The organism is Embleya sp. NPDC005971 (assembly GCF_040629175.1).
In the GTDB taxonomy this organism is placed as follows: Bacteria; Actinomycetota; Actinomycetes; order Streptomycetales; family Streptomycetaceae; genus Embleya.
Genome location: NZ_JBEXUX010000031.1, coordinates 113,140 through 119,401, shown reverse-complemented (window position 1 = coordinate 119,401; position 6,262 = coordinate 113,140). Strand labels below are relative to the sequence as shown.

The following is a 6,262-nucleotide window of genomic DNA, read 5'->3' as shown; positions in this document are numbered from 1 at the left end:
GATCCGCGGCCACCACCACACCACGATGCTCGAACGTCGACCGCGACACCGCCGCCGACAACCCGATATCCGACAACGACACCTCGTCGCCGGCCGCGGCGCAGACCAGCGACGCCAACCGCTCCGCCTGGGCCCGCAACGCCGGTACCGACCGCGCCGACACGGCCACCGGTACCACCACCGGCACGACCGGGGCCACCGGTACGACGACCTCGGTCGACTCCACCGGCACCGGCTCGACCGCCGGGGCCTGTTCGACGATCAGGTGTGCGTTGGTACCGCTGACTCCGAACGAGGACACCGCCCCGCGCATCGGCCGCCCGGTCGTCGGCCACGGCCGCGCCTCGGTCACCAGCTCGATCGACCCGGCCGACCAGTCCACCGCCGGCGTCGGCGCGTCCACGTGCAACGTCTTCGGCACCACCCGGTGCCGCATCGCCATGACCAACTTGATCACCCCGGCCACCCCGGCCGCGGCCTGGGTATGCCCGATGTTCGACTTCAACGAGCCCAACAACAGCGGTCGGCCGTCCGCCCGGGCCTGACCGTAGGTGGCCAACAGCGCCTGCGCCTCGATCGGATCGCCGAGCATCGTGCCGGTACCGTGCGCGTCGATCACGTCGACCTCGGCGGGGGAGAGACCCGCGTTGGCCAGCGCCCGGCGGATGACCCGCTGCTGGGACGGGCCGCTCGGCGCGGTCAGGCCGTTCGAGGCGCCGTCGGAGTTCACCGCACTGCCGCGGATCACGGCCAGTACCGGGTACCCCAGCCGCCGGGCGTCGGAGAGCCGCGCCAACGTCAGCACGCCCACCCCCTCGGAGAAGCCGGTGCCGTCCGCCGCCGCCGCGAACGCCTTGCAGCGCCCGTCCGGCGCGAGCCCACGCTGCCGGGAGAACTCCACGAAGCCGTCCGGCACCGGAATCACCATCGCCCCGCCGGCCAGCGCCAGCGAGCACTCGCCGTTGCGCAGCGCGGTCACGGCGTGGTGGATCGACACCAGCGACGACGAACAGGCCGTGTCCATGCTGACCGTGGGCCCTTCCAGGCCCAGGACGTAGGAGATCCGACCGGAGGCGACGCTGGTCAGCATCCCGGTCATCGCGTAACCCTCGATGCCGGTGGACGCCGCGTCGACGGTGGAGGCGTAGCCGGTGTACATGACCCCGACGAACACCCCGGTGTCGCTGCCCCGCAACGAACGCGGGTCGATCCGGGCCCGTTCGATGGCCTCCCACGTGGTCTCCAGCAGCAGCCGCTGCTGCGGGTCCATCGCCAGCGCCTCCCGGGGCGAGATCCCGAAGAACGCCGAGTCGAAACCCTTGACGTCGCTGAGGAATCCGCCCTGGCGCGCGTAGAACTTGCCCATCGCGTCGGGGTCCGGGTCGTACATGCCCGCCACGTCCCAGTCGCGGTCGGCGGGGAACTCGGTGATCGCGTCGACGCCGTCGGCGGCCACCCGCCACAACTCCTCGGGCGTGGACACGTCGCCCGGGTAGCGGCAGCCCATGCCCAAAATGGCGATGGGCTCGGACCGGCTCGATTCCAATTCCTCGACCCGGGCCCGGGCCTTGTGCAGGTCGGCGGTGACCCACTTGAGGTAGTCGAGGAGTTTCTCGTCCTTGTTCATCTGCCGCTCGCTCATGAGGACACCGCCCGAATCGAGTTCTCCAGTCCCGTGGCGGGACCCTGCTTGGTCAGCACCGACGAGCCGAGCCGGCCGGCCAGGGACAGCGCGAGGTGCAGGCGCAGGTGGTCCACCCGCAGGGACCGCCCGAGCAGTTGCTCCGCCTTCTTGACCCGGTAGACCACGGTGTTCTTCGCGATGTGCAGGTGTTTGGCCGTGACGGCCACGCCCCGCTCGTTGTCCAGCAGGCACCGCACGGTCTCGCGCAACGCGGCCATGGTGCGGTTGTCGGCGGCGAGCGGGCCCAGTTCACGGCGGACGAAGTCGGCGGTGGCCTCGGCGTCGTTGCCGAGCAGGATCACCAACTCCAGGTCGCCGTAGTCGCACAGCCTGGACGGGCCGGGCTCGGTGATCCGGCCGACCCGCTCCGCGGTGACCGCCTGCTCGTGCGAACGCTGGAAGCCGGCCACGCCGTCGCCCGGCAACCCCGAGGCGACGTGGATGTGCGCCGGCAGGTCCACCGGCTTGTCCGAGCGCCCCAGCTCGCCCGGGTGGTCGGTGGCGCGACCGCCCCACGCCCACAGTCGGCCCGGGCCCGCCGGAAGCAGCAACATCGAGGAGCAGCCGACCTGGTCCAGCAGCCGCAGTGCGGTGGTCTCCAGCTCGCGCTTGCTGTCCGGGGTGATCTCGTCCTGCCACAACACCAGCGCGACGTGATGCAGCGTCAGGTCGTACTGCAACCGGCGCAGCGCCTTGCGCGTGTCGACCGGCTTGCCCTTCAAAATCGCGGACACCAGTTCGAAGCGTTCACCCACGGATCCGGCGAACCAGCGGTTGCGTTCGGCGGCGAACTTCTCGGTCACCGCGGCGGAGAGGGTCTCCATTCCGTCGAACAGGTCGGCCGAAATGGACCGCATCATGGCCGGCTGGTCCTGGGCGGGGATCTGCGCCTCGCAGAACGCGAACAACTCGCGGGTGAATCGTGCCTGGCTGGCCCGGACGCACCGGAGCAGGAGGTCGACCGTGGTGTTGTCGGCGATGCGTTCCCGAATGGCATTGGTGAGTTCGGCGGAAAGCAGCCCGGTAATGGCGCGCACACCACTGAGTCGCAATACGACCCAGAGCGCTATCGCCTCGATCAGCCGCGTTTCGCTGGAAGATCTTCGATCGAAGCGCACGAACGGTTCCCCGGCCAACTCGGCGAGCAACAGACGGCTGTTCTCGATGGCCCAACCGGTCGCCCCGGAACCGACGCGCAGGACGACCTCCTCGACCAACTGCGCGTTCGTCGCCGGTAGATGGAGTACGGAGTCGTCCGTGGGGCGCAGTAGATGCAACAGCGAATAGGTGGATGTGATCTGTCGTTGCGCAGGTATGGCAGCCTGCGATATCGGATAGGCCGACAACGAGTAGCCTCCGTACCGGAAAGCGAGCGCGACTGGTCGTCGGCAGCCTTACACGGTTCCATCCACGGTGGGTAATCGGCCGGTAACCGCACGCCGGTGCCGAGATTACCGCCCGATGGGCGGGCTCGGCGGGCGGGTGCGACCTGCATGTCTTGGTGTTTGCGGCGGTATGCCCGGCCCCGGATCGCCGCACCCGGGTGCGGCTGTGCCGCACGCGCCCTGCGCGGGTTCGGGTGCGCGGGACGCGTGCGGGGTGGTGTTCGCCGGCGGACCGTGCCGGGCGGCGGGCGCCGTCGGTCAGTTAGGTACGCGGTCGCCTTCGGACCGCGCGGGCGGCGCGGTGCGCGGGTTCGTGTTCTTCGCCTTGGGCCGGTGTCGCCCGAAGCGCCGGACCAGCGGCGTCTCCACGCACCAGTACAGGAACGCGGAGCAGGCCAGCGCGGCGCCGAGCACGGCCAGGATCAGCAGTGCGTTGACCCAGGACGAGAACGTGCGGGTGGGGCCGATGAATTCGGCGGTCTGCATGATGACGATCCAGTGCACCATGTAGAACGCGAAGGAGATCTCGCCCAGGTAGATCATCGTCGGCTTGCGGAACACCGAGGCGGTGCGCTGTCGGTCCGCGACCGCGGCGGCGGCGATCAGGGGCGCGGTCCACACGGTCGCCACGCCGGCCGTGCCCGCCAGGTACGGCTCGTACTGGGTGAGCACGTAGCCGACGACGGCCAGGCCGAAGGCGGGCACCAGGCCGATGCGCGGCCAGCGACCGGCCGCGACGACCTTGGCCAGCAGAATGCCCAGGACGAATTCGAGCGCCCGGACCGGCGGGAAGAAGTACACGAACCACACCTGGTCGAAGGACACTTCGCCGGACACCCCGAAGGCGGCGAGCCGGGGCTGGTCGTCGACCACGTAGGTGCCGACCAGGAACGCGCCCACGATCAGCGCGAGTACCACCGCGACCGCCGGCCACAACCACTCCTCGCGGATCCGGCGCAGGACCGGCAGCAGGAAGGGGAAGGCCAGGTAGAAGAAGAACTCGCAACACAGCGACCAGCTCACCCCGTTGACCGCCGAGACGGTCTGGATGTCCGGGAACCACGCCTGTTGCATGGACCCGGAGGCGAGCCAGTCGACCAGCCGGGTGGGCCGGTCCGTCTCCAGTACGAACAGGGCCGCCAGGCCGAAGGTGACCACGTGCATCGGGCCGATCTTCGCCAGCCGGCGGCGCCAGAACGAACCGGTCGTGTCGCCCGAGCGGGCCGTCCAGGTGAGCACGAAGCCGCTCAGGATGAAGAAGAAGCCGACGCCGTAGGAGCCGAAGAGGGCGAAGGTCTCGCGAAGGTCGTCCCCCGTGTCACCCGGGACGAGCCGGGTGTAGAACAGGATGTGCGTCGTGAAGACGAGCAGGGCCGCCACGATGCGCAGTCCCGTCAACGACGGCAACCGTGCGGGTTCCGGGTGATCGGACGTGTGCGCATCGCCGGCGCGGCTCGGGCCGACTTCCCTGGTCACCATGTGATCGTCGGGGGTAGGAGTTCACCAGCGGGTTTCGCGCTTTCCCGAGCGGAGCGCGGCGGATTCGATCCGGAATGAATGGATGTGATCTGCGGATGCGCAGGAATAAGAGCCTGCGCTATCGGATAGCCCGACAACGAGTGGCCTCCGTACTGGAAAGCGGACGTGATCTGGGGGTCGGCAGCCTTGCACGATTTGTTCCCTGCCGGGTAATCCGTCGGTAACCGGGTCCGGGCGGCGGAATTACCGCACGGTGGGCGGAAACTCGCGGCCCGCGCGATATCTTGCAATGCGCAGTCCGCCGATTGGCAATGACGAGGAGTACTCGTGACCGAGCCGGCCACACAAGACGTCCCGACCGCAGTCGGTGCCGGAGCCGGCACCGTGCCGTGGGTGTTGTCCGGGCGAACCGAACAGGGTCTGCGCGGCCAGGCCGCGCGGCTGCTGGCCCGGCTCGAATCCGACGCGGCGGCGAACGTCGCCGCCGACCTCACCGACGTGGGCCGGTCGCTGGTGGCGGCCGGCGCGCTCTTCGAGTATCGGGCCGTGGTGCTGGGGCGCGACCGGGCGGAGTTGCTCGCCGGCTTGCGGGCGCTGGTCGAGGAGCGGCCCGCGCCGAACGTGATCAGCGGACGGGCGACCCGGCAGGCCCAGGCCGATGCCCGGCCGGTGTTCGTCTTCCCGGGCCAGGGCACCCAGTGGGTCGGCATGGCCGTCGAGCTCTTGCACACCTCGCCCGCGTTCGCCCAGGAGATCCGGGCCTGCGAGAAGGCGCTGTCGCCGCACCTGGACTGGTCCCTGGAGGACGTGCTGCGCGGGGTGGCGGGAACGCCGCCGCTGGACCGGGTGGACGTCGTACAGCCGGTGCTGTTCTCGATGATGTTGTCGCTGGCCCGGCTGTGGCGCCGATTCGGCGTGGAGCCCAAGGCGACGGTCGGCCATTCGCAGGGCGAGATCGTGGCCGCGCACGTCGCGGGCGCGTTGTCGCTGGAGGACGCGGCGCGAATCGTCGCGCTGCGCAGTCGGGCGCTGACGGCGATCCGCGGTCGCGGCGAGATGTTGACGGTGCTGGCCCCCAACGAGCGGGTGCGCACCATGCTGGCCGACTGGGACGGCGTGTTGTCGATCGCGGCGGTGAACGGCCCGGCCACCATGACCGTGTCGGGTGACGTCGGCGCGATGGCCGAGTTCGGTGCCGCGCTCTCCGCGGCTCGGATGATGCGCTGGCGGGTGCCGGGAGTGGACTTCGCCGCGCACTCGGCTCATGTGGAGGATCTGCGCGAGACCCTGCTCGACTTGGCGGCCGACATCCGACCGGCGCGCGGCGACGTGCCGTTCTACTCGACGGTGACCGGACGGCGCATCGACACCGACGAACTGGACGCCGAGTACTGGTACCGGAATCTGCGCCAGACCGTCAGGTTCGACGAGGCGGTGCGTTCGCTGGTCGCCGACGGGCACTCGATCTTCGTCGAGTGCAGCGCCCAGCCGGTGCTGTCCGTCGGCATCCAGGACATCGTCGAGGAACTCGGTCGTTCGGCCGTACTGATGGCGACGCTGCGCAATGAGGACGGCGGGATGGGCCGCTTCCTCGCCGCGTTGGCGGAAGCGTACGTGCACGGGGTCGCGGTGGACTGGACGGCCGCGTTCGCGTGAGAACCGGGTGACCGCGTCCGGTCCGCCCGAGCCCGTTTGACCCCGCCGTCGCCTTGAG

4 protein-coding genes are annotated in these 6,262 nt (G+C 70.0%); 1 reads left to right on the top strand and 3 read right to left on the bottom strand.

What is annotated here, in order from left to right:
• The 3 genes from ABZ374_RS26170 to ABZ374_RS26160 all read right to left on the bottom strand — a co-directional run.
• A partial coding sequence (locus ABZ374_RS26170) for a beta-ketoacyl synthase N-terminal-like domain-containing protein (protein WP_360315105.1) occupies window positions 1-1,642 on the bottom strand: 1,642 nt, incomplete at its 3' end.
• Complete coding sequence (locus ABZ374_RS26165; RefSeq protein WP_360315103.1) at window positions 1,639-3,030, bottom strand: helix-turn-helix domain-containing protein; 1,392 nt, start codon at window positions 3,028-3,030, stop codon at window positions 1,639-1,641. The genes ABZ374_RS26170 and ABZ374_RS26165, both read right to left, overlap by 4 nt.
• 297 nt (window positions 3,031-3,327) lie before the next feature.
• The gene (locus ABZ374_RS26160; RefSeq protein ID WP_360315101.1) at window positions 3,328-4,548 is read right to left on the bottom strand and encodes an acyltransferase; all 1,221 of its coding nucleotides are present in this window, start codon (window positions 4,546-4,548) and stop codon (window positions 3,328-3,330) included.
• Window positions 4,549-4,875: 327 nt separating this feature from the next.
• On the opposite strand from ABZ374_RS26160, the gene ABZ374_RS26155 reads away from it, so the two are divergent.
• Window positions 4,876-6,204, top strand: coding sequence for an acyltransferase domain-containing protein (locus tag ABZ374_RS26155; RefSeq protein WP_360315099.1), 1,329 nt, complete (start codon window positions 4,876-4,878; stop codon window positions 6,202-6,204).
• The last annotated feature ends 58 nt before the right edge of the window (window positions 6,205-6,262 follow it).

What these genes read in the sequence shown, in the direction of transcription:
- ABZ374_RS26160 (WP_360315101.1), bottom strand. Translation starts at nt 4,548, where the DNA reads ATGGTGACCAGGGAAGTCGGCCCGAGCCGCGCCGGCGATGCGCACACG.